This is a genomic window from Mesorhizobium sp. B2-7-3, from assembly GCF_006440715.1.
GTDB lineage: Bacteria > Pseudomonadota > Alphaproteobacteria > Rhizobiales > Rhizobiaceae > Mesorhizobium > Mesorhizobium australicum.
On the sequence record NZ_VFTY01000009.1, the window covers coordinates 52,639 to 76,614 of the forward strand.

At 64.9% G+C, this 23,976-nt stretch carries 27 protein-coding genes; 13 read left to right on the forward strand and 14 right to left on the reverse strand.

Annotated elements, in window-relative coordinates; genetic code table 11:
• The first annotated feature begins 118 nt into the window (after window positions 1-118).
• Window positions 119-502: a YkvA family protein gene (locus FJW04_RS20435; RefSeq protein WP_140716293.1), complete on the forward strand. Its 384-nt coding sequence runs from the start codon at window positions 119-121 to the stop codon at window positions 500-502.
• An 80-nt stretch (window positions 503-582) separates the two neighbouring features.
• On the opposite strand, the gene FJW04_RS20440 is transcribed toward FJW04_RS20435, so the two are convergent.
• Window positions 583-1,116, reverse strand: coding sequence for a sterol desaturase family protein (locus tag FJW04_RS20440; RefSeq protein WP_140716295.1), 534 nt, complete (start codon window positions 1,114-1,116; stop codon window positions 583-585).
• 182 nt (window positions 1,117-1,298) lie between these two features.
• Here FJW04_RS20440 and FJW04_RS20445 point away from each other — a divergent pair, with 182 nt between their 5' ends.
• Window positions 1,299-1,763, forward strand: coding sequence for an NUDIX domain-containing protein (locus FJW04_RS20445; protein ID WP_015316978.1), 465 nt, complete (start codon window positions 1,299-1,301; stop codon window positions 1,761-1,763).
• A gap of 45 nt (window positions 1,764-1,808) precedes the next feature.
• Here FJW04_RS20445 and FJW04_RS20450 read toward each other — a convergent pair whose 3' ends face one another.
• Window positions 1,809-2,996 carry a Gfo/Idh/MocA family oxidoreductase gene (locus FJW04_RS20450; protein ID WP_140716297.1) on the reverse strand — a complete coding sequence of 396 codons (1,188 nt, stop codon included), beginning with the start codon at window positions 2,994-2,996 and terminating at the stop codon, window positions 1,809-1,811.
• Window positions 2,997-3,196: 200 nt separating this feature from the next.
• On the opposite strand from FJW04_RS20450, the gene FJW04_RS20455 reads away from it, so the two are divergent.
• The 9 genes from FJW04_RS20455 (at window position 3,197) to FJW04_RS20495 (ending at window position 13,401) form a co-directional block, all read left to right on the forward strand.
• Entirely contained in the window at window positions 3,197-4,090 is an 894-nt protein-coding gene (locus FJW04_RS20455) for a MurR/RpiR family transcriptional regulator (protein WP_140716299.1), read from the forward strand.
• Between the two features lie 78 nt (window positions 4,091-4,168).
• Window positions 4,169-4,951: an SDR family oxidoreductase gene (locus FJW04_RS20460; RefSeq protein WP_140716301.1), complete on the forward strand. Its 783-nt coding sequence runs from the start codon at window positions 4,169-4,171 to the stop codon at window positions 4,949-4,951.
• Window positions 4,948-6,480, forward strand: coding sequence for a mannitol dehydrogenase family protein (locus tag FJW04_RS20465; protein ID WP_140716303.1), 1,533 nt, complete (start codon window positions 4,948-4,950; stop codon window positions 6,478-6,480). The genes FJW04_RS20460 and FJW04_RS20465 overlap by 4 nt, the downstream gene beginning before the upstream one ends.
• A 35-nt stretch (window positions 6,481-6,515) precedes the next feature.
• Entirely contained in the window at window positions 6,516-7,430 is a 915-nt protein-coding gene (locus tag FJW04_RS20470; protein ID WP_140716305.1) for a sugar phosphate isomerase/epimerase, read from the forward strand.
• An 89-nt stretch (window positions 7,431-7,519) separates the two neighbouring features.
• The gene (locus tag FJW04_RS20475) at window positions 7,520-8,554 is read left to right on the forward strand and encodes an ABC transporter substrate-binding protein (protein ID WP_015316972.1); all 1,035 of its coding nucleotides are present in this window, start codon (window positions 7,520-7,522) and stop codon (window positions 8,552-8,554) included.
• A 207-nt stretch (window positions 8,555-8,761) separates the two neighbouring features.
• Window positions 8,762-10,309: a sugar ABC transporter ATP-binding protein gene (locus FJW04_RS20480; protein WP_140716307.1), complete on the forward strand. Its 1,548-nt coding sequence runs from the start codon at window positions 8,762-8,764 to the stop codon at window positions 10,307-10,309.
• Window positions 10,306-11,280: an ABC transporter permease gene (locus FJW04_RS20485; RefSeq protein ID WP_140716309.1), complete on the forward strand. Its 975-nt coding sequence runs from the start codon at window positions 10,306-10,308 to the stop codon at window positions 11,278-11,280. The genes FJW04_RS20480 and FJW04_RS20485 overlap by 4 nt, the downstream gene beginning before the upstream one ends.
• A 91-nt stretch (window positions 11,281-11,371) precedes the next feature.
• Complete coding sequence (locus FJW04_RS20490) at window positions 11,372-12,370, forward strand: ABC transporter permease (protein WP_140716311.1); 999 nt, start codon at window positions 11,372-11,374, stop codon at window positions 12,368-12,370.
• Between the two features lie 56 nt (window positions 12,371-12,426).
• The gene (locus FJW04_RS20495) at window positions 12,427-13,401 is read left to right on the forward strand and encodes a nucleoside hydrolase (protein ID WP_140716313.1); all 975 of its coding nucleotides are present in this window, start codon (window positions 12,427-12,429) and stop codon (window positions 13,399-13,401) included.
• Window positions 13,402-13,515: 114 nt separating this feature from the next.
• Here FJW04_RS20495 and FJW04_RS20500 read toward each other — a convergent pair whose 3' ends face one another.
• From FJW04_RS20500 to FJW04_RS20535, 7 genes are all read right to left on the reverse strand, one after another.
• Window positions 13,516-13,824, reverse strand: a complete 309-nt coding sequence (locus FJW04_RS20500; protein ID WP_015316968.1) for a DUF1236 domain-containing protein — start codon at window positions 13,822-13,824, stop codon at window positions 13,516-13,518.
• A 69-nt stretch (window positions 13,825-13,893) separates the two neighbouring features.
• Complete coding sequence (locus tag FJW04_RS20505; protein ID WP_023782864.1) at window positions 13,894-14,118, reverse strand: hypothetical protein; 225 nt, start codon at window positions 14,116-14,118, stop codon at window positions 13,894-13,896.
• 792 nt (window positions 14,119-14,910) lie between these two features.
• Entirely contained in the window at window positions 14,911-15,513 is a 603-nt protein-coding gene (locus FJW04_RS20515) for a cupin domain-containing protein (RefSeq protein ID WP_140716317.1), read from the reverse strand.
• Window positions 15,514-15,618: 105 nt separating this feature from the next.
• Entirely contained in the window at window positions 15,619-15,927 is a 309-nt protein-coding gene (locus FJW04_RS20520; RefSeq protein WP_140663343.1) for a DUF982 domain-containing protein, read from the reverse strand.
• Window positions 15,928-16,064: 137 nt separating this feature from the next.
• Entirely contained in the window at window positions 16,065-16,289 is a 225-nt protein-coding gene (locus tag FJW04_RS20525; RefSeq protein WP_015316964.1) for a hypothetical protein, read from the reverse strand.
• Between the two features lie 61 nt (window positions 16,290-16,350).
• Window positions 16,351-17,982 (reverse strand): chaperonin GroEL, encoded by a 1,632-nt coding sequence (groL, locus tag FJW04_RS20530; protein ID WP_140716319.1) that lies wholly within the window; start codon window positions 17,980-17,982, stop codon window positions 16,351-16,353.
• 59 nt (window positions 17,983-18,041) lie between these two features.
• Window positions 18,042-18,356, reverse strand: a complete 315-nt coding sequence (locus FJW04_RS20535) for a co-chaperone GroES (protein WP_015316962.1) — start codon at window positions 18,354-18,356, stop codon at window positions 18,042-18,044.
• A 383-nt stretch (window positions 18,357-18,739) separates the two neighbouring features.
• Here FJW04_RS20535 and FJW04_RS20540 point away from each other — a divergent pair, with 383 nt between their 5' ends.
• Complete coding sequence (locus tag FJW04_RS20540) at window positions 18,740-19,018, forward strand: usg protein (protein WP_015316961.1); 279 nt, start codon at window positions 18,740-18,742, stop codon at window positions 19,016-19,018.
• Window positions 19,019-19,106: 88 nt separating this feature from the next.
• On the opposite strand, the gene FJW04_RS20545 is transcribed toward FJW04_RS20540, so the two are convergent.
• From FJW04_RS20545 to FJW04_RS20555, 3 genes are all read right to left on the reverse strand, one after another.
• On the reverse strand, window positions 19,107-19,316 hold the full coding sequence (locus FJW04_RS20545; RefSeq protein WP_181173007.1) for a hypothetical protein: 210 nt from the start codon (window positions 19,314-19,316) through the stop codon (window positions 19,107-19,109).
• Window positions 19,313-20,815 (reverse strand): ATP-binding protein, encoded by a 1,503-nt coding sequence (locus FJW04_RS20550; RefSeq protein ID WP_140716321.1) that lies wholly within the window; start codon window positions 20,813-20,815, stop codon window positions 19,313-19,315. Before FJW04_RS20550 ends, FJW04_RS20545 begins: the two co-directional genes overlap by 4 nt.
• 341 nt (window positions 20,816-21,156) lie before the next feature.
• On the reverse strand, window positions 21,157-21,867 hold the full coding sequence (locus tag FJW04_RS20555) for a glutathione S-transferase family protein (protein WP_181173008.1): 711 nt from the start codon (window positions 21,865-21,867) through the stop codon (window positions 21,157-21,159).
• Window positions 21,868-22,065: 198 nt separating this feature from the next.
• Between FJW04_RS20555 and FJW04_RS20560 the strand changes: the two genes are divergently transcribed.
• Complete coding sequence (locus FJW04_RS20560) at window positions 22,066-22,374, forward strand: hypothetical protein (RefSeq protein WP_015316958.1); 309 nt, start codon at window positions 22,066-22,068, stop codon at window positions 22,372-22,374.
• A 21-nt stretch (window positions 22,375-22,395) separates the two neighbouring features.
• Here the strand turns inward: FJW04_RS20560 and FJW04_RS20565 are convergent, their stop codons facing one another.
• On the reverse strand, window positions 22,396-23,226 hold the full coding sequence (locus FJW04_RS20565) for an aldo/keto reductase (protein ID WP_015316957.1): 831 nt from the start codon (window positions 23,224-23,226) through the stop codon (window positions 22,396-22,398).
• A gap of 87 nt (window positions 23,227-23,313) precedes the next feature.
• The gene (locus tag FJW04_RS20570; protein WP_140663347.1) at window positions 23,314-23,946 is read right to left on the reverse strand and encodes a PQQ-binding-like beta-propeller repeat protein; all 633 of its coding nucleotides are present in this window, start codon (window positions 23,944-23,946) and stop codon (window positions 23,314-23,316) included.
• Between the last annotated feature and the right edge of the window lie 30 nt (window positions 23,947-23,976).

The window sequence follows — 23,976 nt, forward strand, 5'->3', positions numbered from 1 at the left end:
TCTTCACGGCACGCCCGTTGCGCGGCGGGGTCAGTTTGCAGATCGTCGACATCGCTGCAATGATCGAGGGAAGGAGCGGAGACGCCGATGTTCGGGGCCTTCTAAAGAGAGTTGCCGGGTGACTGTCCTCGACAAGGCAAAGCAATGGGCGAAAGCCATCAAGCGCGATGTGATGGCCCTGTGGCTGGCCGCCCGCGATCCTCGCGTTCCCTGGTACGCCAAACTTGCCGCCGGCATGGTCGCCGCCTACGCGCTCAGTCCTATCGATCTGATACCCGATTTCATTCCCGTACTCGGATATCTGGACGATCTGATCATCGTACCGCTTGGCATCCTGCTCGCGGTGAAGTTGATCCCCGCCGATCTGATGGCGGAGTTTCGCGCGGAGGCCATTCGCCGATCGAGGCCGACCAGCCGCGGCGGCCTCGCATTCATCGTCGGAATTTGGGTTCTGATGGCCGCCGCGCTCATCTGGTTATTCTGGCCAGATCGCTCGGCCTGATATGGATTTCAGGCTGGGCGTTTCCCGTCGCCCGGCAGACCACGAATGAAGTTGGTCGCCTGGTCGAAAGGTTCCCCACGTCAAAGCCTAGCGGTGCCGAAAATCCGGTCCCAGAATATCGACGTCACGCCGAAATTGGCGTTGTCGTCGATATGGTGGTGCACCGCGTGGCGGCGCTTGAGCGTGTAGAGATAGCTCGGATGGGCCGGATGCCAGTGGTGGATCATGTGGTGGACGCTGATGTACCAGAGATAGCCCAGCATCAACCCGCAACTCACCGCGCTGGCGGTCGCGAAGTCGGAGACCATCCAGACGGGCAGGAACGCCACCAGCGCATGCACGCCCAGGCTGAGCCAGGTCGGCGTGCCCACCGGACTGCGCTCCTCGACGTGGTGACGGTCGTGCAGGTCTCGGATCCAGGGGACGTGGTGCAGCACGAAACGGTGCAGCACATATTCGATCAGCGTCCACAGGCCAAGGCAGATCAGCATCGTGCCGACCCAGTCCGGCGCGCTTTCTTCTCCGGCCTCGATCAGTCCGGCCACCCCCAATATCGCGATCACCAGGGGATAGACCACGAAGTCGCTGTAGTAGCCGATCAGACCCAGCTGCATTCGGACGCCTCACCTGATTTTCGACGCCGCCCCAGAAACGATGCTATCAGTTTGCCGGACTCGCGTATGAGGTGCAATGCGGATGCATCTGACATAGCGTCGCAATTTCCAGGTGCAAGATCGGCAGCCATGATCTCAGAATCGGCCGGCTTCGCACCGGTGCCGCAAACGGACATGCAAACATGGCAAAACGCAGCGCGGGTCTGCTGATCTATCGCCGGAGCGATGACGGTATCGGGGTGCTGCTGGTTCATCCCGGCGGCCCCTTCTGGGCAAAGAAGGACGATGGCGCCTGGTCGATCCCGAAGGGCCTCATCGACGAGGACGAGGACGAATTGGCGGCGGCACGACGCGAGACCGAGGAAGAGCTCGGCATGAAGGTCGAAGGCCCCTTCGCTCGCCTTGGCGACTATCGGCAACCGGGCGGCAAGATCGTCATGGCTTGGTCCGTCGAGGCCGACATCGATGTGACCGCCATCAAGAGCAACACCTTCACCATGGAATGGCCGCCGCGGTCGGGATCGATGAAGGAATTCCCGGAGGTCGACAGGGCCGGCTGGTTCACCTTGGCCGAGGCCGGGGTGAAGATTCTGCAGGGTCAGCGCCCTATGCTGTCGGATTTGGCAGAACAGTTGGGTATCGAATAGTTGCCGACGGCAAAAGCCGCCGATCTCCCCTCGGAGGTCGGCTGTTCATCCCGCAAACCTGGCCGCGGTCCAAGCCCCGCCAGCCGCGTTCGACTCCACCGCGGCGGCGACGAACTTCACGCCGCGCGCGCCGTCGATCACGTCTGGCACCCTCGCCGCGCGGGCGGGATCCACCGCGCCGCCCGAGCGGTGGGCTCGGATGATGTCGGCGGCGTCGCGGTAGAAATTGGCGAAGGCCTCGATATAGCCTTCGGGATGCGCCGCCGGCATGCGCGACACGCGGCGGGATTCCTCCGTCGAGCCATGGCCGCCGCGCACCAGCGTGCGGGTTTCCTCGCCATATCTGGAAAAGCGCAGTTCCTCCGGCCGGCCGCCCGACCATTCGAGCCCGGCCCTGTCGCCATAAATGCGCACGGAGAGGTCGTTGTAGTGGCCGGGCGACGTCTGGCTGGCCAGGATCGTGCCGCGTGCGCCATCGGTCCAGCGCACCAGCACATGGGCATTGTCGTCGAGCCGGCGTCCGGGCACCGCGGTGAACAGGTCGGCCGACACCGTCTCGGCCTCGCGGCCCGAAATGAAGCCTGCCAGGTTGAAGGCATGCACGCCGATATCGGCCAGCACCGCCGACTGCCCCGCCCTCGCCGGATCGGTGCGCCATTCCGCCTGCTTCTGGCCGTCGGCATCGATCGGCTTGGTCAGCCAGTCCTGGATGTAGGCGCCATGCACAGACACGACCCGGCCAAGCTCGCCCGCCATCACCATCTCGCGCGCCTGGCGCACCATCGCGTAGCCGGTGTTGTTGAGCGTGACGACGAAGCGGCGGTTTTTCGCCTTCGCGAGTGCAACCAGTGCCTCGGCGTCCGCCAGCGTCGTCGACAGCGGCTTGTCGCAGATCACGTCGATGCCGCCCTCTAGGAAGGCGGTGGCGATCGGCGCGTGCAGATGGTTGGGCGTGACGATGACGACCGCCTCTATGCCATCCGGCCGCGCGGCCTCCGCTTTGGCCATGGCGCGGTAATCGGCATAGCTGCGCTCCGGCGCGATGCCGATCTCGGCGGCCGAGGCGGCGGCATTGTCCGGGTCAGACGACAGCGCGCCGGCAACCAGCGCGATCTGGTCGTCGAGGCGCATGGCCAGCCGATGCACGGCGCCGATGAAGGCATTGCGGCCGCCGCCGACCATGCCGACGAGCAGACGCTGGCGCGTCGATCCATCCGATGTTGCATAGACCATGTTTTCTCCTCGGGGCTGATCACTAGCGGGGTCGTCATCCCAGGGCATAGCAAGGAGCGAAGCGACGCGGCGCAGACACCAGGATCTGCGCGGCTGCTTCGCCCTGGGATGACGAAATCGCCGAGCCTCGCCCTATCCCCATCGAACACCATTTCCAAAATCCATATTGTAAAACGATCGTATCGCGCTAGCCTGAATTCATGAGCGGGGCGAGAAAACCATCCGGACGATCCAGTGCCGACGAGGCAGCGACGCGCAAACGCGGCCGTTCGCTGGCGGCACTTGGCTATATACAGCCGCGAACCTATGAGGAGCTGCGCGCGGTGCTGTCTTCCGGCACCGTGCATTTTCCCAAGCGCCTGCGCCAGGTGGCGATCTTCCTGTGGCAGCACCCGAGCGAGGTGGCGCTCGGCACCATTGCCCAGGTGGCGGCACAGGCCGGCGTGCAGCCCTCGACGCTGGTGCGCTTCGCCCAGATCTTCGGCTATTCCGGCTTTTCCGATTTCCAGGGCCTGTTCAAGGACCACGTCAAGGGATCGTGGCCGGAAGGCCGCGTCGAGCAGCGCGCCGAGGCCGAGCCCAGTGCCGCCACGCATTTCCTGCGCGGCATGGTCGGCGCCTCGCAAGCCTCGCTCGGCCGCATCGAAAGCGGCTTCGATATCGAAAGCTTCGAGAAGATGGTGGCGACGCTGGCCAAGGCGGACCTGATCTACGTCATCGGCTCCAAGCGCGCCTTCCCCGTCACCACCTATCTGTCGCTGACGCTTTCGCAGCAAGGCGTGCGCAATGTGCTGGTCGACAATGTCGGCTCGACCGCGCTCGATCAGGTCGGCTGCATTGGCGCACGCGACGCCGTGCTGGCGGTGTCCTTCAGCCCCTACAATTCGATCACGCCGGACCTGGTGGCCGTGGCGCATGAACGCAAGGCCCGCATCGTCACTATTACCGACAGCACCTTCTCGCCGCTCATCCGGCTGTCGGACAGCTGGCTGGAAGTGGTGGAATCCGACTTCGCCGGCTTCCGCTCGCTGGCGGCGTCGCTGGCGGTGGGCATGGCGCTGGTCCAAGGCGTCGCGGCGCGCCGCGGCACATGAGGCGCCGCTGGTACAATTGACTATCGGGAATCAACATTCCATATTTCAATAAATAGAAACTTTGTTCCGGGAGGAGGAATGGAGATCAGGCTCGAAGGCAAGGTGGCGCTGGTCACCGGGTCGACGCAAGGCATCGGCCGTGCCATTGCCGAGACGCTGGCGCGCTCCGGCGCTGCCGGCCTGCTGATCACCGGGCGCGACAGCAAGCGCGGCGAGGCCGTGGCAGCGGAACTGTCGGCCCTGGGTACGCCGACGCTCTTCGTCGCCGCCGACCTTGGAGACACGGAAACTCCCGCCCTTTTGGCGCAGGCCTGCATCGAGCGCTTCGGCCGCATCGACGGCCTGGTCAACGCCGCCGGCCTGACCGACCGCGCCTCCTTCCTCGACGCGACACCGGACGACTGGTCGGCGCTGTTTGCCGTCAACGCGCGTGCGCCCTTCTTCCTGATGCAGGCCGCGATCGCCGACATGAAGAAGCGTGGCCACGGCGGCGCCATCGTCAACATCCTCTCGATAAACGCCCATTGCGGCTCGCCGGAACTCGCCGTCTATTCCGCCACCAAGGGCGCGCTGGCGACGCTGACCAAGAATGCCGCCAACGCCCACCGCTTCGACCGCATCCGCGTCAACGGCATCAATGTCGGCTGGACCGACACGCCGGCCGAACGCATCATGCAGGCGCAGACGCTGGGCAATGGCCCGGGATGGCTCGACGCCGCCAATGCCGCGCAGCCCTTCGGTCGGCTGCTCAAGCCGGACGATATCGCCAATCTCGCCGTGTTCCTGCTTTCCGACGCAGCCGGGCCGATGACCGGCGCGGTGATCGACCAGGAGCAGGCGGTGATCGGGGCGAACCGGTGAACTCCATCGAAAGGCTCGGGCCCAGACTGCTGGAGCGGCTGCCCGCAGCCGTGCAAAAGCCGTCATACGACCGCGCGGCGCTCTCACCAGGCATGGCGCATCTGGGCGTCGGCGCCTTCCATCGCTGTCACCAGGCCGAATACACCGACGACCTGCTTTCGCGCCGGTTCGACCGCTGGGGCATCGTCGGCATCAACATTCGCCCGCCCGCCCTGACCAAGACGCTTGGCCGGCAAGACGGCCTCTACACGAGGCTGATCCGCGAGAACGATCATGTCGAGGCACGCGTCATCGGCAGCATCGTGAAGGTGGTCGACAGCCAGGACAGCGCCGCACCGGCGCTCGAGGTGCTCGTCTCCGCCGACATCGAGCTGGTGACGATGACGGTGACCGAAAAAGGCTATTGCCATGTCCCCTCGACTGGCGCGCTCGACCTCGATCATCCCGACATCGTCCACGACCTCGCCAACCCAGAAGCGCCCCGCAGCGTGCCCGGCATCCTCACGCGGGCGCTGGAGCAACGTAGGGCCACGCATGGCCCGAAGCTGACGCTGCTCTCCTGCGACAACATTCCGACCAACGGCGTCATCCTGGAAAATGTCGTGCGGAGCTTTGCCGAACGGCGCGGCAATGGCCTGGCCGACTGGATCGCGGCCAATGCCGCCTTCCCGTCGGCCATGGTCGACCGCATCGCTCCGGCGGTGACACAGGACGATCTCGACAGCGTCGAGCGACGGTTCGGCTATCGCGACGCCGCCGTCGCCGTCGGCGAACCCTTCCGGCAATGGGTGATCGAGAAAAAGTTCGCCGGCCGCATGCCGCGCTGGGACCTGGCCGGCGCCACTTTTGTCGACGACGTCACCCCGTTCGAGCATCTCAAGATGCGGGTGCTCAACGGCGCCCAGACGACACTCGCCACGCTCGGCGTACTGGCCGGCCTCGAACACACGTCGGATGCCATCGCCGACCCGCTGCTTTCGGTCTTCGTCAGGCGCATGCTGGTCGAGCAAACCCTGCCGACACTGATGCCGGTGGCTGGCATGAATCCATCTGCTTATGTCGAGCAGAGCCTTGGCCGGTTGAAGAACACCGCGATCCGCCATCGCAACCACCAGATCGCCACCGACGGCTCGCAAAAAATCGTGCAGCGCCTGCTCAACCCGATCCGCGACCGCCTGAACCTGGGGGCCAGCATCGGCCTGCTGTCGGTGCCGGTCGCCGGCTGGATGGCTTATCTGATCCTGGCCTCGGCGCGCTTCGGCAAGCGCTGGCCGGTGTCGGATCCCTATGCCGGCAAGGTCGCCGCGATTGCGGACGAAACCGGCCACGATGCGCGGGCGCTGGCTTCCGCCATCCTGGCCATCGACACGATATTCGACCCGGGCCTTGCCGCGGACGAGACGTTCCGGCAGGCCGTCACGTCAGCGCTTGGCGAACTGCTTTCGGGCGATCCGATGGCGGCAGTCCGTCACAGTCTCGAACAAGATGAGGTCGCGAGGTTGAAGCGATCCAAACAATCGGCATTATAGGCATCGATCGCGGGTTCGCGGTCAGGGGAGGCATGATGAAACTTGGACTGCTCACCGCACCGTTCGCGGACACGCCGCTTGGCGAGGTCGCCGGCTGGGCAAGCTCTGTCGGCTTCGAGGCACTGGAAATCGCCTGCTGGCCGAAAACCTCCGGCGAGACCCGCCGCTATGCCGGCACCAGCCATATCGATGCTGACGGCACTTCGGCCTCGCGGGCGAAAGAAATCGTTGCATCCCTGGCGGAAAAGAACCTCACGGTCTCCGGTCTCGGTTATTACCCCAACCCGCTGCACCCGGATGCCGCCCATCGCGAGGCGGTCATCGGCCACCTGAAGAAGGTCATCGTCCTGGCCGCCAACATGGGCGTTCCCCTGGTCAACACCTTCTGCGGCGGCGATGCCTCCAAGACAGTCGACGTCAACTGGCAGGACGCGCTGAAAGTCTGGCCGGAAATCGTTGCCCATGCGAGCGGCCACGGGGTAAAACTCGCCTTCGAAAACTGCCCAATGATCTTCAGCCATGACGAATGGCCGGGCGGGCACAACATCGCCTATTCGCCGCAGGTCTGGCGTCGCATTCTCGAAGCCTGGGGCGGCGACGTCGGCATGAATTTCGACCCCTCGCATCTGGTCTGGCAGATGATCGACCAGGCCCGCTTCATCCGGGAATTCGGCCCATATATGCTGCATGTCCACGCCAAGGACCTGATGATTGATCGTGATGGTTTGTACGAGCGCGGAATTCTGTCGGCGGGCATAGGCTGGCAGGTGCCGCGCATGCCGGGGCTGGGCGATGTCGACTGGAGCGGCTTCTTCTCGGGCCTCTACCGCGCCGGTTATGACGGATCGGTCATCATCGAGCACGAGGACAGGCGATTTGAAGGCAGCGACGAGCAGGTGAAGCGGGGTTTTCTGCTCGCCCGCGACGTGCTGCGTCCCTTCGTCAAGTAACGGCAAAGCGAGCCACTTGACTCTGATTGTGAGTGGCGCGGCCCAACAGGTTAAAACTGAACTGAAAAACAATGTGGAGGAAGACTGAAATGAAGAACTATCTGACCATGGTCCCGCTGCTTGCCAGCGCGGCGCTGCTGGCCTCGGTGGGCGTGTCGTCCGCTGCCGGCAAATACACGATCGGCATTTCCAACACCGTGCAGGGCAATGGCTGGCGCGAGGAAATGGTTTGCGCCATGAAGGCGCAGGCGCTCGCCTCCGGCGAAGTGACCAAGCTCAACATCGCCCACCGCAACACCGATGCCGCCGGCCAGCTGGAAGACATCCGCAACCTGATCAGTGCCAAGGTCGACGCCATCGTCGTCAACCCCGCCGACCCGGCCGGCATCAAGGCCGGCCTGGAAGAAGCCACCAAGGCCGGCATCGTCGTCGTCGCCGTCGACCAGGCGGTCACCGAGCCGTCGGCCTACATCATTTCCAACAATCAGGAGCAGTATGCGTATCTCGGCGCCAAATGGCTGTTCCAGCAGATGGGCGGCAAGGGCGAGGTGTTTTACATGCGCGGCGCGGCGGGCGCTTCGGCCGATAGCGATCGCGACAAAGGCTTCAAGAAGGCACTGGCCGAATTCCCCGACGTGAAGGTGGCGCAGGAGGTCTTCACCGGCTGGCAGCAGGACCAGGCCAAGCAGCAGATGCTGTCTTTCCTGGCCACCGGCACGCCGTTCAACGGCGTGTGGACGTCGGGCATCGATAACGTCATCGTCGACGCGCTGGTCGAATCGCAGGCGCCGCTGGTGCCCGTGGTCGGCGCCGACAATGCCGGCTTCGTCGGCCAGCTGAGCTCGGTCAAGGGCCTCGTGGGTGCCGCCGTCACCAACCCCGGCTCGATCGGTGGTGCCGGCGTGACGCTGGCGCTGCAGATCCTCGACGGCAAGAAGCCGGCCCAGCAGACCGTGCTGGTCGACCCGCAGCTGTGGGAGAATGCCACCGAGGAAGGCAAGGCCAAGCTGAAAGCCGCCGCCGACCCGTCGCTGAGCCCTGAATGGCCGGTCTCGATCATGATCCCCGACTGGACGACGTATACCAAGGACCAGATCGTGGCCTGCAAGGGCCCGGGCGAGTAAGCAGCGGCTTTGCTGACCATGGTCGGCGCCGCCCCTCACTGTCCTGCCGGACATCTCTCCCGGTAAAACGGGGCGAGAGAAGCTGGCCGCAACGCCGGAGGCAAGCCCCTCTCCCCGTCTCTATACGGGGAGAGGATGCCGGCAGGCAGGTGAGGGGCGGCGCTGACATTCGCGGTTATTAGGCACATAAATCGAGACCCAAATCATTTGACCACCAGTCCCCTCCTCGACGCGTCAGGCGTCGCCAAGAACTACGGCGCGGTCGCGGCTCTCCGCGATGCGTCGCTCTCCGTGCTGCCGGGCGAGGTGCATGCGCTGATGGGTGCCAATGGCGCCGGCAAGTCGACGCTGGTGAAGATCCTGACCGGCGCGATATCAGCCAATGCCGGACGCATCCTGATCCGTGGCGAGGCGCGCGACATACGCTCGCCGGCCGCCGCGCGCCGGGCCGGGCTGCTGCCTGTCTACCAGGAGCCGTCGCTGATCCCCGATCTCGATGTGCTGTCCAATCTGCGGCTGACCGGCACGCCAGTCGAGCCGTTCCGCGCCTGGGTACGCGAACTCGGCATACCTGACCTCGACCTGCGCGACACCGCGCGCGACATCCCGCTCGCCATCCTGCGCGTGCTCGACCTGGCCCGCGCGCTGGCCGTCGAGCCCGACGTGCTGCTGCTCGACGAGATGACGGCCGCACTCCCCGCCAACCTTGCCGAAAAGGTGCTGGAAGTGGTGCGCCGGCAGGGCGACGCCGGCCGCGCCGTGATCTTCATCTCCCACCGCTTCGTCGAAATCTCGGCCCTTTGCGACCGCGCCACGGTGCTGCGCGACGGCGCGACCGTCGGCGTCGTCGACATCGTGCCGGGCGTCGAGGAAAAGATCGTCGAGCTGATGCTCGGCACTCGCATTGTCAAGACCCATGTCGCCGCCCGCGGCGCCAGCGAAGAGGCCCGCCCCCCTGCTCGCCCGCGCATCGCCGTGCGAAACCTGCGCGTCGGGACCAAGCTCAGCGATGTCTCCTTCGATCTCCGCGATGGCGAGGTGGCCGGCGTCGTGGCGCTGGAAGGCCAGGGCCAGGACGAACTGTTCGCCGCCCTTGCCGGCTCGATCAAACCATCGGGCGGCACGATCGAGGTCGACGGCAGCCCGGTGAAATTCGCCCACCCGATCGACGCCATCCGATCGGGGATCGCCTATGTGCCGGGCGACCGTTCCGAGGCGCTCGCCATGCAGCGCTCGGTGCGCGAGAACATTGCGCTCCCCTTCAGTGCCGCCTTGCGCAACTGGGGGCCTATTCGTATGCGCAAGGAGCGCGCCACCGTGGCGAGCGCCATCCAGCGCCTGCAGATCGACACCCGCGCTCAAGGCGAGGTGCAGCGCCTGTCCGGCGGCAACCAGCAAAAGGTCACCATCGCCCGCTGGATCGCGGCCGACGCGCGCACCATCCTGTGTTTCGACCCGACGCGCGGCATCGATGTTGGCACCAAGCAGGAGATCTATCGTCTGCTGCGCGAGCTCGCCGGCAACGGCAAGTCGGTTCTGTTCTACACCTCCGAACTGGAAGAAGTGCAGCGCGTCTGCGACCGCGTCATCGTCATCTTCGGCGGCCGCCTGGTCGATATTTTCCCTGTCGAGGAGGCCGACGAGCCGACGCTGATGCGCGCCGCCTACGGCCTGCCGCGCGGCGTCAAGGCGGATGTCGGTATTTTGGCCGCACCCACCGCGAATGCCTCCGATGCGCCGGAGGCAACGCCATGAGCCATTTCCTGCGCCGGCAAGGCTGGGTAACAGGCCTGTTCGCCCTCCTCGTCATCCTGTTCATCGCCACCAAGATCATCCAGCCCGGCTATGGCAGCGGCGATTTCGGCTCGCTGGCGCGGGCCGTACTGCCCTACGCCTTTGCCGTCGCCGCGCAGACGGTCGTCGTCATCGCCGGCGGCATCGATCTCTCGGTCGCCGCCATGATGGCGTTGACCAGCGTCACCGCCGCCTCGATGATGGCGGGCGCGAGCGAGGAATACGCGCTGTTCGTGGTGCCTTTCGTGCTCGCCATGGGGTTCGTGCTCGGCGCGCTCAACGGCCTGCTCATCGTCGTTACCCGCGTGCCGGACATCGTCGTCACGCTCGCCATGCTGTTCGTGCTGCAAGGCGCGGCCCTTCTGGTGCTCGGCGCCCCGGGCGGCGCGGCGGCCGAATGGCTGAAGGCGCTGATCTCGGGCACTGTGCCGATACCGGGCCTGCCCGACGCCGTCGACGCGTGGCTGCCCAAGGCGCTGCTGGTGCTGATCGTCTGCCTCTGCATCATCTGGATACCGCTTCGGCGGTCGCGCCTCGGCCTTTCCATCTACGCCATCGGCTCCAGCGAACTGGCGGCGTTCCGCAGCGGCGTGCCTGTCGCCCGCACCAGGGTCATCGCCTACGCGCTGTCAGGCCTGTTCGCGGCCATGGGCGGGTTGGCGCTGACCATGAGCACAGGCATCGGCGCGCCGATCCCCGGCCCCTATCTCCTGGCCAGCGTCGCCGCGGTCGTGCTGGGCGGCGTGGCGCTCGGCGGCGGCAAGGGCGGCCTGCTCGGCCCCATCGTCGCCGTCTTCGTGCTGCGGCTGGTGCGCACGGATCTCACCTTGCTCGCCATCGACCCCAACGTCACCGCCATCATCGAAGGCCTGATCATGGTCGCCGTGGTGATGTTCGGCGCCTTCATCACGATGCGAGGGCGGCAATCATGAAATTCACCCGCAGCGCTGTACGGCGCCGTAGAGCACCATCCTTCCAGAACACCACCACCAAGCCCACCTCCTCGCGAGCAGGAGCCACCCCATGAGCACCACCGCGATCACGCCCGCGCCGGTCCCCCTCGGCCGCCGCATAAAACGCTTCATGGCCGACCGGCCTCTCATCCCGCTGATCATCCTGCTGGTCATCCTGGTGGTGATCCTGCAGATCCTGCGCCCCGGCATCGTCAACGAGCGCTGGATCGCCAACACCATCAAATTCGCCATTCCGCTGGCGATCCTCGCCGGCTGCCAGACCATGACCATGCTGACCGGCGGCATCGACCTTTCGGTCGGCACGGTGGCGACGATGAGCGCCTTCATCATGGCAACGCAGATCGTCAGCCAAGACCCGGCTGTGGCTTTCCTCCTGGCGATGATGCCGGCGGTGCTGATCGGCCTCGTCAACGGCATCGGCGTCGGTGTCTTCCGCGTCCATCCGCTGATCATGACGCTGGGCACCAGCCTGATCGGCACCGGCTGCCTGCAGGTCTACCAGCGCACGGTGATCGCGTCCGGCGCCAAGATCCCCGACTTTCTCGCCTGGCTGGGTACCGGTGTCACCCCCGTACTCGGCTTTGCCTTCCCCAACGCCCTGCTGCTGTTCGTGCCGCTGGCGGCCCTCATCGTCTTCACGCTTGCCCGCACCGGCTTCGGCCGCCTGCTCTACGCCGTCGGCGACAATGAGCGCGCGACGCGCTTGTCGGGCGTGCAATACTGGCAGGTCATCACGGCGCTCTACGTCACCTCCAGCGTGCTCGCCGGCGTCACCGGCCTGCTCTATATCGGCCTGATCAAGGCGCCGTCGCTGTCGCTCGCCGAACCGCTGGTGCTGCCCTCGGTCGCCGCCGCCGTCATCGGCGGCACCTCCATCTTCGGCGGCCGCGGCGGCTACACCGGCACCATCATCGGCGCGCTGATCCTCACGGTGCTGACGACGCTGCTGACGATTTTGCAGATGCCGGAGGGTGCGAGGCGGATCCTGTTCGGGTTGATCGTCCTGTTCGTGACGGCGGCATATCTACGCATTGTCGAGGACAAGTAGGCGCGGGCCCGGGACTATTGGCAGCCACAGGCTCCGCCGACAAGGGAGACGAAATCATGGAAAAGATCATCCTGGACTGCGATCCTGGGCACGACGACGCCATCGCCATCCTGCTTGCGGCGGGAAACCCGAATATCGACCTTCTCGGCATCACGACGGTTTCGGGAAACCACAATGTCGAGAACACCACGCGCAATGCTCTGGCCGTATGCACGGCCTACGGCATCAAGGTGCCGGTGGCGAAGGGCTCACCCGGCCCGCTCATCGGCGAGCAGGTGCTGGCCGTCGAAATCCATGGCGATACCGGGCTCGACGGCCCCGTCCTGCCGCCCGCCTCGTTCGAACTCGACAAGCGGCATGCCGTCGACTTCATCATCGACACGGTCATGGCACACGAGCCGAAAACCATCACGCTGGTGCCGGTCGGTCCCTACACCAACATCGCGCTCGCCATTCGCAAGGACCCACGCATCATCGGGCGGGTGAAGGGCGTCGTCGCGATGGGCGGAGCCTACACGCGCGGCAACATCACGCCAGCGGCGGAGTTCAATGTCTATGGCGACCCGGAGGCCGCCGACGTCGTATTCCGCGCCGATTGGGATGTCACCATGGTGGGCCTCGACCTCACGCACCAGGCGCTGGCCACTCCGGACCTGCAAAACAGGGTGCGCGCCGTCGGCGGCCCGATCGCCAAGTTCATCCTCGATATCTGGGAGTTCATAGCGACCACGCATGGCGGCCTCCTGCAGATCGAGTATCCAGCCGTCCACGACGCGTGCTGCGTCGCGGCCATGATCGACCCGACCGTCTTCACCACCGAGAAGGCCGATATCCGCGTCGAAATCGCCGGGCGGTGGACCAAGGGCATGACGGTGTGCAATTTCGAGAAGATGGGCGGGATGCACCATTTTGGCGGCACTGCGAGCGAGCAGGTCGACTTCCGCCATACCGTGGCGATGAAACTTGACCATCCGAAATTCTGCGGCCTGATCGTCGATGCGCTGGAGCGGTTAACCGACGCCAAGGCCTGACGGGTGAAGGTTTCGGCGGCGCTCACAGGGATTAAGTGGCTTCGTTTAGAAAGCCCGCCGCGCCATTTGCGGCACGGCGGGCCGCCCCCGTTGGCCAGGGGCGAGCTACCAGCATCACTCGATGATCTGCACGACCCTGCGTGTATCGGGGTCAACAAGAACCGCATGATCGCCGACAACAGTGTATTTGTATCTGACGTCGGGGACGTCGATTGTATGAAGCTCGACAGTGTCAGGGAGAGCGGAGCCGACGTTGAGTTCGACGCCGAGCAGGCTGACTGACGCGAGTTTTTGCTTGTGGATGTATTCGCGGACGACCGTCTGCTGCTCGGGCTTGAGAATTACGACGTCTCCCGCGAAGGAAGCACCAATTCCAGCCATAAGCGCGAGAGCCGCGACAGCGCCGACAAGATATCTTTTCATGACAAGTCCTTTTGTGAACTAAGAAACATTTTCAGAGGCCAGAATTATTCTGGCCTCTGCCGCAGCCAATCAGCCACCATTGGCAGGTGCCGCGGGCTTCGCGGGCGCTGAAGTGGCCGGAGCTTCCACCTTTGGCGCCTCAACCTTCACGTTGATGTCCTTCCCGCCGCCGCCACCGATGTTGATGACACCGGTAAATATCAGCAGGACAACGATGGCGATTATCGCAAGAACAATAGCAACCGCAGTGCCGCCACCACCTCCAGAATTAACAACAGTTGGACCGTCAGCCATGACTTTCTCCTCTCCTATTCTTTGAGTTGTCACCGGTCACCAACGGCTCCCGCTGCATTGCGTTCCCGGGCAAGGCTTAGGTCTAAGAATTGGCAAGACTGAAGTCGTATGCGGCAACCCATTTCTTGCCGATACGTTGGGTTTCGCGCCGGAGCAACGCAGCCAATCCTCCATCATCGCGGAATCCAGCTCGACCGCCGGATATTCTGAGAGCGAGGCAAGCAGTGACATCAGCCCAGAGACCGAGCATCCACGACGACAATCGCCCCGCAAATGACAATGATGTTCGGGCCCCGGAAATCCCGTCGGGCCCGCCCGTCTGTCTGAGTGAGGACGCCAACATGGTCGATCTTGTCAGGCGAACCGAGCGCTTGGCTATCGCCGTTGTCGTGGGAATGGCGATCTGCCTGACGCTTATCCCGGCGATCTATGTTGCCCTCACCTACGGAATGTAGACGGTACGTCAGCCGTCTGTCCGCTCCGAGGCAGGCGCAATCTCTTCACCACCTGCTCTCCCCAGGCTTTGCTCCCAACATTGCGCCTGGCATGCCGGACATGTTCCCGCGCGCCATCAATCCCGAGAATCTCAGACAAAAAAGAACCCGCCCCGGCGTCAACCGAAGGCGGGCTCTCTCCGTTTTCCAGTCCGTTGATAAAGCATTCGACGGCTATCAACCTCCAATGCCCGAGAGCGTTCCACCGGAGTGATGAACTATGCTTCGATCTGCCCGTCGATCGTTCCGAGGCAGGGCTTGCGCCGGCAAACTTTGCTCTCTTTCGCCTTCGGCGAACTCAATCTTTCTTCCACGCCGCCAGCAGCGGGCCCTTGCTTCCATAGACGGGGTCCTTGCGCGGACGGCCGACCTTGGGGATCGTCACCACCGCCTTGGCGTGATCGGCGGTGGTCGTGCATTCGTCATAGGTGCCGGACGGCGGATAGGCGCCAACGACGAGAAAGTCGTCCGAAGCGGAGATGCGCTGGTGCCCCGTGCCGGCCGGAAGAACCGCGACATCGCCGGCCTTCAGCGCCAGCGTTCGGCCCTTCTTGCCGCCAAACCGGACCTTCGCCGTGCCACGCGCCACGCCGAGCACTTCGTGGATGCGCGAATGGTAGTGAACATAATCGTAGATGCCGTTGCGCCAGCTGTCTTCCCAGCCATTGGCCGAGAAAAGCGCCTCTAACACGGCCGCGGGATCGAAGTCTTCCGGCAATCTCACTGCGCCGTGATAGACGACCAGCGGCCAGGACGGATGACTGGGCACCAGGCCATCATCGCCAAACCTGAACTCGTTCGCTTTGCGCGGCCTGACAAGGTCGGCCGCCTGACGGCTGTCCGGTCTTGCGGCACCGGTCACCTGTTCGGCCACTTTCTTGATGCTTTGCAGGATGCTCATGACGTCGCCTCGCCTCGGGGAACCAACACTGATTCAACCCGATGGCCATCGCTTGGTTCCCCGCGGGCTCGCGCCCGCCACCGCCGCGAGGCGGACCGCTGAAGATCAGACGGACCTGCCGCCTCGCCCCGCCTGCAGCGCATTGTCCATCGCAGCGGCCGGCGAAACCATATCCGGCAGCAATATGTCGTTGCGACGTGCGAAGGTGACCAGCGTCGCGCGCACCGTCTCCGGGTCGATCTCACCGGCGATGCCCGCCTTGCAGGCATTGAGGGCGACGGCATGAGCGCCGTTGCGGCTGGCGGCCGGCCAGTCCTGCAACAGCGCGTAGGCTTCCATCACGCTTTCGATCTTCCTCGGAAAGCCCATTCCGACCAGAATGGTCACCGGTTCTTCAAACTGCCAGCGATTCATGGCTTGTGCCTCCTCTCGATTGTGCGGACCCGCGGCGGGCCGAACACCGGAAGGCGCGGCCCGCCGCGTAAGGTTCATGGGACTGCCCGTAAGGTTCATGGGACTGCCCGTAAGTTTATGGGACTGAATGTCAGCGCTCAGCCGCCGGCCGAGGCCTCGGACGCCTCCGACACCTGTTGCGCGGCCAGGAACATCAGCGTCGCGGCAACGGTCCGCCGCTTCCAGCCGGCGGCTTCGGCCCTGTCGAGCAGTTCCGCCAGCAGCGGCTTCAACGCACCGCGGCATTCGCTTTCATAGGCCAGGAACTCCTTTGCCTGATGTGTCGGCGCGGGCACGGGCCCAAGGTCAGCAAGCGCATCCATATCTCTCTCCCTTCAACCGACGCCCGCTCCCTGTCGAGGGAGCGGGCGGACTGGTCGGACCTCAGAAGTCCATGCCGGCGCCGGCCGGCATTGCCGGGCTGGCGGCTTCCTTCTTCGGCTTCTCGGCCACCATTGCCTCGGTGGTCACCAGCAGGCCGGCGACCGACGCCGCATCCTGCAGCGCGGTGCGCACCACCTTGGCCGGGTCGATCACGCCCTGGCCATAGAGATCGCCGAACTCGTTGGTCTGAGCGTTCCAGCCCCAGCCGAATTCGCTCTTCTCGCGCAGCTTGCCGACGATGATCGAGCCTTCAGCACCGGCATTTTCCGCGATCTGGCGGACCGGCGTCTCGATGGCGCGGCGCACGATCTCTACACCGGTCTTCTGGTCGGCATTGTCCGTCTGGACAGCATCGAGCGCCTTGGCGGCCCGAAGCAACGCGACGCCGCCGCCGGGCAGCACGCCTTCCTCGACAGCCGCGCGGGTCGCGTGCAAGGCATCGTCGACGCGGTCCTTGCGCTCCTTGACCTCAACCTCGGTCGAGCCGCCGACGCGGATCACCGCGACACCACCGGCAAGCTTGGCCAGCCGCTCCTGCAGCTTCTCGCGGTCATAGTCGGAGGTGGTCTCCTCGATCTGGGCCTTGATCTGCGCGACGCGGCCCTGGATTTCTTCCTTGCGCCCGACGCCGTCGACGATGGTGGTGTTTTCCTTTTCGATCACCACCTTCTTGGCGCGGCCCAGCATCTCCAGCGTCACATTCTCGAGCTTGATGCCGAGATCCTCGGAGATCGCGGTGCCGCCGGTGAGGATCGCGATGTCTTCCAGCATGGCCTTGCGGCGGTCGCCGAAGCCCGGCGCCTTGACGGCCGCGACCTTGAGGCCGCCGCGCAGCTTGTTGACGACCAGCGTCGCCAGCGCCTCGCCCTCGACATCCTCGGCGATGATCAGCAGCGGCTTGCCCGACTGGACCACCGCTTCCAGCACCGGAAGCAGCGCCTGCAGGTTGGCGAGCTTCTTTTCATGGATCAGCACGTAGGGCTCGTCGAGTTCGACGCGCATCTTGTCCTGGTTGGTGACGAAATAGGGCGAGAGATAGCCGCGGTCGAACTGCATGCCTTCGACGACTTCCAACTCGGTCTCGGCGGTCTTGGCTTCTTCCACCGTAATGACGCCTTCATTGCCGACCTTCTCCATCGCTTCGGCGAGGAAGCGGCCGATCTCGGCGTCGCCATTGGCGGAGATGGTGCCGACCTGCGCGATCTCGTCGTTGCGGGTCACCTTGCGGGCGTTGGCCTTCAGCTCGGCGACCACGGCGTCCACCGCCTTGTCGATGCCGCGCTTCAGGTCCATCGGGTTCATGCCCGAGGCAACAGCCTTGGCGCCCTCCTTGACGATGGCCTGGGCCAGCACGGTCGCGGTGGTGGTGCCGTCGCCGGCAAGGTCATTGGTCTTGGAGGCGACTTCGCGAACCATCTGCGCGCCCATGTTCTCGAACTTGTCCTCAAGCTCGATTTCCTTGGCGACGGTGACGCCATCCTTGGTAATGCGCGGCGCACCGAACGACTTGTCGATGACGACGTTGCGGCCCTTGGGACCGAGCGTCACCTTCACCGCATTGGCCAGGATATCGACGCCGCGCAGCATCTTCTCGCGCGCTTCGGTATGGAATTTTACCTCTTTGGCAGCCATTGGATCACTCCTCTATCTCTAGGCAGCATTCGTTGACTGGTGGATTTTCTAAGAAGCCGTCAGGCGGCCTTCTTCACTTGCGCGGTCTGTTCGATCACGCCCATCACGTCACTTTCCTTCATGATGAGCAGGTCCTCGCCATTGAGCTTGATCTCGGTGCCGGACCATTTGCCGAAAAGGATACGGTCACCCACCCTGACATCCAGCTCGGTCAGTTTGCCGCTGTCGTCGCGCGCGCCGGGACCGACGGCGATGACTTCGCCTTCCTGCGGTTTTTCCTTGGCGGTATCGGGAATGATGATGCCGCCGGAGGTCTTTTCCTCGGCCTCGATGCGGCGGACCAGGATACGGTCATGCAATGGACGGAACGCCATGTCGTTCTCCTCTTGGGACAAACAGGTTTTCAGCTTCCTCCACACCGGACCGGCAATTCGGGCCGATGCGGAAATGCGGCGACCCTTTGTCAGGCATCGCGCGCGCATATCGAGCTAGTTTTCCCTTTTTTCGGTTTCAAGAGGCCGGTCAGAAAATTTTAGCACTCACGCCGTCGGAGTGCCAACTCACTGTTATAGCGGTCTCATTCGCTCTGCGTCGGGAGCCGCCGCTTGAATTTACGCCTAGATCCGGCAAAATTATTCGAGCCGGTACCATCGCCGGCGCCGGAACCGCTCACCCTCTCCAGGAGTTGTTTCCCGGCGGCGCACATCGATGGGCCGAGAGACTTTTTCGCCATTGCGGCCACCGCAAGGAGACACGAATGATCGCAAGCGTCAGCAAGGAGTTCCGCCTCCAGATGGAAGGCTATGGCCTGACCACCGCACAAATCCATTACCGTCTGCCTGACCATCGGAGCCTGCTGCAGCTTTATGTCTGGCAGGACTACGACCTGGCGCCGGAGTTCCCCGAACTCAAGGGCTTTCTCTCCTATTGGGAGCGCGAATTGGACGGGCCGCTTCACTCCGTCCACATCGCCCACCACCGGCTCATCACCCCATCGGAATGGCGGGCGGTCGACGGTGTCATCACGGTCCAGTAAGGGCGGCGTCATCGCGCGGTGCTGACCTTACCAGAAGCCGACCAGCGACCTCAGCATCGCCTTCGCACCCGCCGTCTGCAAGCAAGCTTCAGATACGATGATTGACCAGCGCCACGCCGAGCCCGGCAAGGATCGAGCCGCAGGTTCCCGGCACCAGCCACCCGGCGCCGCTTGCCGGGGACCGCGCAAGCGCCAGCGAGGCGATGCCGGCCGCCGCCAGGTCCGCCATCGAGAACCAGCGGATCAGCGTTTGTCGATGAGATCGCAATGCCGCCACAGCCGCGTTGGATGCCCTCACAAAGCCAGGCTTCCCTGTTCCGCCCCCTCGGCATTGGGATCGCCGGGCGCCGTTGCCCAGGCGAGTTCGACCAGCGTCACGGTGCGCTTCCCCGTGCCGTCGAGCTGGCAGACGATGAGGCCCTGCTCCTCGATATAGGTGAGCAGCCGCCGGGCGCGGCGCATGGAGTGCGAGCCGTAGGCGCGGGCAATCGCGCCATCGCTCGGGCACGGCCAGCCCTCCTTCGCCGCGCGCGCGATCATCATGAACACGCCTTGCATGTCCTCCGGCAGCAGCGAAGCGCGCACCGAGACGTCGCGCCACACATCGTCCTCGCTGGCTTCGGCCCCCAGCCCGGCACGGGCGCGCGTCAACATGCGCCGGAAGGTGGGCAGGTCAGGCACGACCGAGGCGAGGCCCTCGATGCGGCAGCGCACGACAAACTCCTGGTAGAGCACCCCGATCACGCGGAAGCCCGCGTCAGGTTGTGCAAGAATGGCGCGCAGCACGCGGTCCACCCGCTCGCGCCGCTCCGCCAGATCCTCGGCGCTGACTTGCGGCTCCGCCGGTTCGGGGCGGATTTCCAGCGCAGCCGACTTCGCCGCCATCAACTGGTCGAGCAGGTCCGGCGACGCCACCCGGCGCGGCGCGCGCATCGTCTCGGGCGGCGGGGCGGCCAGGATGATGGCGCGGGCATCCTCGAGCGCCGCCTCCGGCAGCGGCATCAGCCTGGGCGTGCCGTTGCGCGGGCTGGTGTCGGTCGGGCCAATGCGCAGGCCGAGTGGCCGGCGCGACAGTGCCGGCCCCAGCGCCATGAACTGGCCGCGCTCCAGATCGCGGAACGCCTCCGCCTGCCGCCGTTCCATGCCCAGGAGATCGGCCGCGCGCGCCATGTCGATATCGAGGAAGGTGCGGCCCATCAGGAAATTGGAGGCTTCCGCCGCGACGTTCTTGGCGAGCTTGGCCAGCCGCTGCGTGGCGATGATGCCGGCAAGCCCGCGCTTGCGGCCCCGGCACATCAGGTTGGTCATGGCGCCGAGCGAAAGCTTGCGCGCCTCGTCCGACACCTCGCCGGCCACCGCCGGCGCGAAAAGCTGAGCTTCGTCGACCACCACCAGCATCGGGTACCAGTGGTCGCGGGCGACCTCGAACAGCCCGCCGAGAAAAGCGGCGGCGCGCCGCATCTGGTTCTCGGCATCGAGGCCTTCGAGGTTGAGCACGGTCGAGACACGGTGGATGCGCGCCCGCTCGCCGGCCGCCTGCAGGCCGCGCTCGGTATGCTCCTCGGCATCGATCACCAGATGGCCGTAGCGTTCGCCCAGCGATACGAAGTCGCCTTCCGGATCAATGATGGTCTGCTGCACCCAAGGCGCGCTCTGTTCCAAGAGACGCCGCAAGAGGTGCGACTTGCCAGAGCCCGAATTGCCCTGCACCAGAAGGCGGGTCGCCAGCAACTCCTCGAGATCGAGTTTCGCCGGGGCGCCCGCTGTCGTGTGTCCCATCTCGATCGCAACGGTCATGCCAGACTCATCAGCTCCTTCGCGGACGGGCTTAGCAATCCGATCGCGGCCCGTCGAGCGTGGCATGGCCGGCGATTCGCGTTGCGCACAGCCGAGACAATGACGACCTGGCCGCGATGGGCGGCCGCGATCCGGCGGGCCGCCTGCCGTTTACGGCCCTGACCTGTGGATAGTAACCGCCTGTTCACCATGGGCCGGCGTTTCGATTGCGGCGGCCGGCCATCCGCTTAGCCTGGCCTCTGCATCGCCCCCCCAAAGCGATGCACCCCAACGCCCCCAAATGGCGGCCGGCGTTTTCAAGTTTCTCTCCAAACGTATACGCCGGTCGCCACCCCTTTCGACTACAGCCTCGGCGCCGCCTCATGCGGCTCGACCTGTCCTGGGACTGGCGGCAATCGCGGCGCATCCAGACCCTCGAAGGGATCACGCCAGGCGTCGATCGCTTCAAGCCGCCGATACCAGCGATCGACCAGTCGATAGTCGCCGAGCGGCAGGCCCGCGACATCGTTGAAAGGCAGGAAGGTCGCCATGCGGAAGTCGGCATAAGAGACTTCGTCCCCCACCAGCCATCGCCGGCCCGCAAGCGCGGTCTCCAGGATCGCCGCCGTCGTGTGGAACAGTTTCAGCCCATCCTCGACCAGTTGGTGATCGATCGGCCCGATGTGATAGCGCTGCTTGGTGCCGCGCTCGAAATGCACCATGTCGCAGGCCCGCATGAAATTCTCCTTGCCCCAACTCAGCCAGCGGATCATCTCGGGCTCATCGTCGCCGCTGCGCCAGAAATCGGAACCCATGTCGCGCGACAACCGGCAGGCTATGGCGTCGGCCTCCCACAGGCTTCCGCCGGGCCAGGCCAGTATGGGCAGGGAAAGGTTGGGATTGAGCGGCCGGAATCGCTCCGCTTGCCCCGGCGCGAACGGCGACGCGAATTCGAAGGTCACCCTCGCCCCGAGATGACGCGCCACCGCGACCCCCAGGCGCGGATTGGGGTTGCGGCTGAAGTACAGTTTTGTTTCCACCCCAGCCGGCATGGGCTCGACTTCGTCACTCATGAATGCCTCTCCTTGTCTCGGCGACCGTCGCCAGATCAAGGACGGATGCGACTGGTGCAATCCGACAAATCATCCACTCCCCGCGCGCCGGGCGGAACGAGCAGCCTATCGAAACAGGATGGGTTGCGCAAAGTTTGGGTTGACCGTCTCCGACGACGAGGCGACACTTCATCCCACAGCAAGGCAGGAGGAAATACGATGGACGAGCCCGACCGCTGGCGCCACATGTCGAGCGCGCCAAAAGACGGCAGCCGGATCCTCGTAACGGTCCGCCCATCCGAGCAGGGGCCGGCCGAAGTCGACCTCGCCTACTGGTCACGCGCCGATCAGTTCGGTGACGAGGGCTGGCGCGCCTCCGATTCCTCGCCCGGCCGCGTCGTCGAATATGCCGAGCCGGAGCTGAAGTGCTGGATGCCGATGCCCTCGGCCAATCTCAGCCGCGGCGCCTCGATGCCGGCGCCGTGGGAAGGCGACGACGCGCAACAACTGGACGGCTCGGGGATTTAGCGCGCCGACCGCTTCGTCCTCTCAGAACAGAAACGCCGCGGTCACCGGATTCGGACCGTTACGGCCGTCAGCCGAATCCATGCCGGCGATCGTCTCCAGGTCCTGCGCGTCCAGTTCGAAATCGAAGACGTCGAAATTGGCCGCGATGCGGTCCTGGCGCACCGACTTCGGGATGACGATCAGCCCTTGCTGGAGATGCCAGCGGATCATTGTCTGCGCGGTGGACTTGCCGTGTTTGCGGGCAATGCCTGATATGGTCGGGTCGCTCAGCAACCGGCCGCTGCCCAGCGGACTCCAGCTTTCCGTATGGATGTCGTGCCGGGCGTGAAATTCCCTCAGATCGCGCTGCTGGAAGCGCGGGTGCAGCTCGATCTGGTTGACGACGGGCGTCACGCCCGTCTCGCCGATGATGCGCTCCAGATGATCCCTGTTGAAATTCGAAACGCCGATCGACTTGATGCGGCCGGCCTGCTGCAGCTCGACGAGCGTCTTCCACGCCTCGACATATTTGTCCTGGCTGGGCACCGGCCAATGGATCAGGAACAGGTCGAGCTGCTCGACGCCGAGCTTCTTCATCGTGTCGTCGAAGGCCCGAAGCGCCGCATCGCGCTGGTGCGCGCCGTTGCGCAGCTTCGAGGTGATGAACAGCTCTGCCGCCGGCACGCCGGCGGCGCGGATCGCCTCGCCGACCCCTTCCTCGTTCCGGTAGCCCTCGGCGGTGTCGATCAGCCGGTAACCGGCCTGGATCGCCCAGCCCACCACCTGCGCCGTGATGTCGTGATCGACCTGCCAGACGCCAAGGCCAAGCTGGGGAATGGCGGTGCCGTCGTTCAACGTGATCTGTTCGGGCATGGGAGAATCCTTTTGTGGGGGATGGTCCAGCCTATCTAGGTTTGGCATCGCACAACGGCCAGTCGATTGGGGAAAATTCGCGGACCCTTATTTCGGCCGGCGCACCGCCCTCACCACGCCGGCGTTTCCGCTGCCGCAGAACAGTCGGTCGGCGCCATCGGATTCCAGCCCCGAGATGCCCATGCCGGCAGGCATGTCGAGCTTCTCCAGAACCTTGCCCGTCCGCGGGTCGACGCGGCGCAGATCGCTTTCGTCGCCCTCCCAGGTGGCGTGCCACAATTCGCCGTCGACCCAGGTCACCCCGGTGACGAACCGGTTGGATTCGATGGTGCGCAGGATCGCGCCGGTCTCGGGGTCGATCTGGTGGATCTTGCGCTCCCGGTGCTGGCCGACCCATAGCGTGCCTTCGGCCCAGGTCAGCCCGGAATCGCCGCCATTGCCGGGGGCTGGAATGGTGGAAAGCACCTCGCCCGTGTCGGGATCGATCTTCTGGATGCGGTCCTTGGCAAGCTGGAAGAAATGCCGGCCGTCATAGGCGGTGCCGGCATGTGCCGCGACATCAATCGAGCGCAAGGCCTGCCCGCTCTCCGGATCGAAGGCGTTCAGCCTGTCGCCCGAGGCGAACCAGACATTCTTGCCGTCAAAGCTTACCCCGGCCACTGTATTGGCCCCGGGAAAGGGCCCGTATTCCCTCAAGATTTCGGCTGCCGAATGTTTCATGTCCTTGTCCCTCGATGGTGGTCGTCGTCA

Bases quoted from the DNA above. Each gene is read 5' to 3' on its own strand.
- FJW04_RS20440 (WP_140716295.1), bottom strand. From the start codon at position 1,116: ATGCAGCTGGGTCTGATCGGCTACTACAGCGACTTCGTGGTCTATCCC.
- FJW04_RS20445 (WP_015316978.1), top strand. From the start codon at position 1,299: ATGGCAAAACGCAGCGCGGGTCTGCTGATCTATCGCCGGAGCGATGAC.
- FJW04_RS20450 (WP_140716297.1), bottom strand. From the start codon at position 2,996: ATGGTCTATGCAACATCGGATGGATCGACGCGCCAGCGTCTGCTCGTC.
- FJW04_RS20455 (WP_140716299.1), top strand. From the start codon at position 3,197: ATGAGCGGGGCGAGAAAACCATCCGGACGATCCAGTGCCGACGAGGCA.
- FJW04_RS20460 (WP_140716301.1), top strand. From the start codon at position 4,169: ATGGAGATCAGGCTCGAAGGCAAGGTGGCGCTGGTCACCGGGTCGACG.
- FJW04_RS20470 (WP_140716305.1), top strand. From the start codon at position 6,516: ATGAAACTTGGACTGCTCACCGCACCGTTCGCGGACACGCCGCTTGGC.
- FJW04_RS20475 (WP_015316972.1), top strand. From the start codon at position 7,520: ATGAAGAACTATCTGACCATGGTCCCGCTGCTTGCCAGCGCGGCGCTG.
- FJW04_RS20485 (WP_140716309.1), top strand. From the start codon at position 10,306: ATGAGCCATTTCCTGCGCCGGCAAGGCTGGGTAACAGGCCTGTTCGCC.
- FJW04_RS20490 (WP_140716311.1), top strand. From the start codon at position 11,372: ATGAGCACCACCGCGATCACGCCCGCGCCGGTCCCCCTCGGCCGCCGC.
- FJW04_RS20495 (WP_140716313.1), top strand. From the start codon at position 12,427: ATGGAAAAGATCATCCTGGACTGCGATCCTGGGCACGACGACGCCATC.
- FJW04_RS20500 (WP_015316968.1), bottom strand. From the start codon at position 13,824: ATGAAAAGATATCTTGTCGGCGCTGTCGCGGCTCTCGCGCTTATGGCT.
- FJW04_RS20505 (WP_023782864.1), bottom strand. From the start codon at position 14,118: ATGGCTGACGGTCCAACTGTTGTTAATTCTGGAGGTGGTGGCGGCACT.
- FJW04_RS20515 (WP_140716317.1), bottom strand. From the start codon at position 15,513: ATGAGCATCCTGCAAAGCATCAAGAAAGTGGCCGAACAGGTGACCGGT.
- FJW04_RS20520 (WP_140663343.1), bottom strand. From the start codon at position 15,927: ATGAATCGCTGGCAGTTTGAAGAACCGGTGACCATTCTGGTCGGAATG.
- FJW04_RS20525 (WP_015316964.1), bottom strand. From the start codon at position 16,289: ATGGATGCGCTTGCTGACCTTGGGCCCGTGCCCGCGCCGACACATCAG.
- groL (WP_140716319.1), bottom strand. From the start codon at position 17,982: ATGGCTGCCAAAGAGGTAAAATTCCATACCGAAGCGCGCGAGAAGATG.
- FJW04_RS20535 (WP_015316962.1), bottom strand. From the start codon at position 18,356: ATGGCGTTCCGTCCATTGCATGACCGTATCCTGGTCCGCCGCATCGAG.
- FJW04_RS20540 (WP_015316961.1), top strand. From the start codon at position 18,740: ATGATCGCAAGCGTCAGCAAGGAGTTCCGCCTCCAGATGGAAGGCTAT.
- FJW04_RS20550 (WP_140716321.1), bottom strand. From the start codon at position 20,815: ATGACCGTTGCGATCGAGATGGGACACACGACAGCGGGCGCCCCGGCG.
- FJW04_RS20555 (WP_181173008.1), bottom strand. From the start codon at position 21,867: ATGAGTGACGAAGTCGAGCCCATGCCGGCTGGGGTGGAAACAAAACTG.
- FJW04_RS20560 (WP_015316958.1), top strand. From the start codon at position 22,066: ATGGACGAGCCCGACCGCTGGCGCCACATGTCGAGCGCGCCAAAAGAC.
- FJW04_RS20565 (WP_015316957.1), bottom strand. From the start codon at position 23,226: ATGCCCGAACAGATCACGTTGAACGACGGCACCGCCATTCCCCAGCTT.
- FJW04_RS20570 (WP_140663347.1), bottom strand. From the start codon at position 23,946: ATGAAACATTCGGCAGCCGAAATCTTGAGGGAATACGGGCCCTTTCCC.